4 protein-coding genes are annotated in these 4096 nt (G+C 44.1%); 1 reads left to right on the top strand and 3 read right to left on the bottom strand.

Features of this window, described 5'->3' with window-relative positions; genetic code table 11:
* Positions 1-800 (bottom strand): DUF4198 domain-containing protein (locus V7Q33_RS23180; protein WP_333821473.1); only part of this gene is annotated, 800 nt, incomplete at its 3' end.
* Positions 801-811: 11 nt separating this feature from the next.
* Positions 812-2110 (bottom strand): aminopeptidase P family protein, encoded by a 1299-nt coding sequence (locus V7Q33_RS23175; protein WP_333821472.1) that lies wholly within the window; start codon positions 2108-2110, stop codon positions 812-814.
* 57 nt (positions 2111-2167) lie between these two features.
* Between V7Q33_RS23175 and V7Q33_RS23170 the strand changes: the two genes are divergently transcribed.
* Positions 2168-3478, top strand: a complete 1311-nt coding sequence (locus V7Q33_RS23170; RefSeq protein ID WP_331977137.1) for an alpha-L-fucosidase — start codon at positions 2168-2170, stop codon at positions 3476-3478.
* Between the two features lie 210 nt (positions 3479-3688).
* Here V7Q33_RS23170 and V7Q33_RS23165 read toward each other — a convergent pair.
* On the bottom strand, positions 3689-4096 hold a 408-nt coding region (locus tag V7Q33_RS23165; protein WP_333821471.1), incomplete at its 5' end, for a hypothetical protein.

Here is a 4096-nt window from a genome sequence, read left to right as displayed (position 1 = left end):
CCAAACACCAAATTACACCGGTAACTTACCCAATCAGCTTGTGCATCTTTTGATGGCACCGTATATACTACACTCACCATCCACGTTCCTTTATTGCTAATGGGGGTTTGAATGGTTCCGTCTTGCTCGGTGTATATATTCTGTAACGTTGTTAGTCCCTCTTTGCGATTCCAGACTTTTGCACGAACACCAAATAATGGTTTCTTATTCCACAGAATTTTGAAGCGCATGTTATCGCCGGCTTTCAATGAATATGGATTTCTTTCCGGAACAATCTCAATCGGGAAGCCCACCACTTTTTTATAGGTATCGTCACGTTTAGCACCTGCCTGTACCAGCACTTTTGTAAGCTGTGCATACAGTTCGCGGGTGGGTTTATTCTGTGCTCCTGCTTTTTCGCGTGCTGCTATCACATCATCGAGGCCGTACTCTTTCAGCTCAGCATTGAATTTTTCGGCATCCTGCTCATAAACCGTCCGCACACTTTCCATCACGAGCAGATGCGTGCCTTCCTCGGGCAACACAAATTCAAGATGGTCTTTTGTACCTTCTGCTAACGTTGCCTTTAAATCGGTAACCGTAGCCGCGTGATAATGTGTAAGCGATTCAACCTGATTACGCTTCAGATTCAGGGGTTCGCCGATAAAATTAACACCGGCTACAAAATTTATTTTTACCTTCTCTCCTACAGAATAAATGAATTTCAACGGCTGAAGCCAAAACTCATGGGCGATCACCACCGACAATGTGCATATCAAAAAAGCGAGCAGTATATATCGTTTGTTCCGCAAAATCATCATCACCAATAATCCTATTTGCTGTTCATTATCTCTTCAATCTCTTCTGCTTCTACGGGTATATTCTTCATCAGGTCGTGTATGCCATGCTTTTCGATCACCACATTATTTTCAATGCGTACACCAAAGCCCTCTTCGCGAATATATATACCTGGTTCTACGGTCCACACCTGGCCCACCTGCATTTTGTGATACATACTGCCTACATCATGCACATCCAACCCCAGCTGATGGCCGGTGCCATGCATGAAATATTTCATGAACAACGGCTTATTCTTATCCTGGTTCTTTATATCTTTTTTATCAATCAGCTTCAGGCCTATCAATTCGCTTTCCGTGATCTTCTGTACTTCCTTATGATAGTCGTAGTACTTCTCTCCGGGCTTGAGCATTTTAAACGCTTCACGCTGCACGCGTAATACGGCATTGTAAACTTCCTTCTGCCTCGCCGTGAATTTACCATTTACGGGAATAGTGCGGGTAAGGTCTGCGTTGTAGTTGGCATACTCTGCACCAACGTCCAACAGCAATACTTCGCCATCGTTACAGGCTTTGCTGTTCTCAATATAGTGCAGCACACACGAGCTCGCGCCGGAAGCAATGATCGGCTCATAAGCAAAGCCGCGTGACCCGTTGCGTAAAAACTCGTGCGCAAATTCTGCTTCGATCTCATATTCAAGCACACCGGGCTTTACAAATTTCAAAACTCGTCTGAACGCCTTCTCGGTAATATCGCATGCCTGCTGCAACAGGTCTATCTCATACTTCGACTTTATACTTCTTAACCGATGCATTATTGGAGCCAGTCTCTCATAACGATGCAACGGATATTTATCCATACACCATTTTACAAATCGCGACTCACGTGTCTCCACAGTTACCTCAGCACGATAATGATCGTTGGTATTGAGGTATACGTATTCTACATCGCCCATCACCATGAGCATGTTAAATATTTTTGGAAAATCGGAGAGCCACAGCACCGTTTCTATACCGGTTTGTTCATAGGCTTCCTCCTTGGTAAGCTTATGTCCTTCCCAGATCGCGATGAGCTCGCTCGTTTCGCGCAGGAAAAGTATCTCTCTATATTTCTTATCCGGAAAATCAGGACACAACAACAGAATCGATTCCTCCTGATCAACACCGCTCAGGTAAAACAAATCGCTGTTCTGCCGGAAGCGCATGGTGCCATCGGAGTTGGTTGGCATAATGTCGTTCGAGTTAACAACTGCCAGTGCATTTGACTTTAATTCTTTAACCAGGTTTTTACGGTTCGACTCGAAGAGGTCTTTTTTAATATGTTTATATCGCATACTTTTTATTACTTTCACCCAGCTGAAATCCAGCAGCGCGCAATTTAACCAAACTCTATGAAGCCAATCAACTCCTTCCGTCTGTCATTTCTGTTTATTCTTTTGTCGGTGTGCGCCGTTGCCCAAACAGCCTATGAACCTTCGCCTGAGAACAAAAAGAACCGGGAGTGGTTTCAGGATGCCAAGTTCGGTCTGTTCATTCACTGGGGTGTTTACAGTGTGCTGGGCGATGGCGAATGGGTAATGAACAACCAGGAAATTCCTATTAAGGCTTATGAAAAGCTACCGGCATTCTTTAACCCTACTGAATATGATCCGAAAGCATGGGTACAAATGGCGAAAGCTGCCGGCATGAAATATATCACCATAACCAGCAAACACCACGATGGTTTTGCCATGTGGGACAGTAAAGTATCGGACTATAACATCGTAAAGAAAACACCTTATGGTAAAGATGTGCTGAAGATGCTGGCCGATGAATGTCATAAAGAAGGTATAAAATTATTCTTCTATCACTCGCAGCTAGACTGGCATCATCCTGATTATTTTCCAAGAGGGAACACAGGCGGTAACTGGACCGGCCGGCCACAGCATGGCGACTGGTATAAATACCTCGATTACATGGATGCGCAGCTTACCGAGCTGCTTACCAACTATGGAGATATAGCGGGTATATGGTTCGATGGTATGTGGGATAAAATAGATGCCGACTGGCGATTGAACACAACATATTCGCTGATACACAAACTCCAGCCCGGTGCGCTGGTTGGCAGTAACCATCACGTTGCTCCATTTGCAGGCGAAGATTTTCAAATGTTTGAGAAAGACCTCCCGGGACATAACACTTCGGGATTTTCACCAGAACAGAAAGTAGGCGATCTGCCCAAGGAAACATGTGAAACGATCAATTATTCCTGGGGATTTAATCTGAAAGACGATGGCCATAAGAGCCGCAAACAACTTATTCAATACCTGGTGAAGGCGGCCGGATATGGCGCTAACTTTCTGCTGAATATAGGGCCCATGCCCAACGGTAAAATTCAATCGGAACATATTGAAAAACTCAGGCAAATGGGCGAATGGTTAACGGCCAACGGAGAGACTATATATGGAACGCGTGGCGGGCCATTAACTGCGCGCGACTGGGGTGTAACTACGCAAAAAGGGAACAAGGTATACGTTCATATTCTCGACTGGAGCGATGAATCACTTGTTATTCCCTCATGGGGCAAAAAGATAAAATCAGCCAGACTTTATAGCGACAAGAGTGTCGTCAAATTTGCCGAAAGTGAATTTGGCATCACATTGAAAGTGCCAAAAGCAAAAATGGATGATGTTGATACAATCGTAGAACTTGAGTTGAAATAATACAGTACCGACTAGAGTGGATACCGCCACCAAATGTTATCAAACTCATCTTTAAAAATCTACCAGCGGCCCGGCCATATTCTTTATTGGTCGGGCTGTTCTATTTATGCTGGCACATGCTTGTATTACCTTCTGAAATGTTGCGCCTACATTGTTTGATGACCCCGGAATTTCATAAATATAGTTCATACTAAACATGAGTATGCTCTATTACGAAGTAGTGCCGGAGGGTTCATTTACCTGATCACTATGTACCCAATTCAATAACACGAATGTTATAAAGAGGCCTGAAAATATACCTTCCAGCAACACCATAAACGATGCAATATAGGCATTGAGGTATGGCCCCATCGGTTCATGTTCAATAATATACCGCATCAATCCATCATCGAAACGCAAAAAGAAAAACAGAAAAAGTGAAAAAGTTGCGGAGCCAATGGCAGAAGTTGCTACACCAATCGCCAGCCCTCTGAAGTAATTCATGTGGCCCTGATGTGTTCGGGCAAACTGTTTCATAGCAAAGTATATACCTCCCAGCATAATAAGCAGGTTGAGCAATCGTAACTCAATCACTTCCAGGAGGCCAAGCGCATACATAGCGAAGAAATATACGATCAA

Origin of the sequence: Ohtaekwangia sp. (genome assembly GCF_036786105.1) — a bacterium.
GTDB lineage: Bacteria > Bacteroidota > Bacteroidia > Cytophagales > Cyclobacteriaceae > Ohtaekwangia.
Note: the sequence above shows the minus strand (reverse complement) of the source record. Positions and strands in the feature narration are given on the sequence as shown.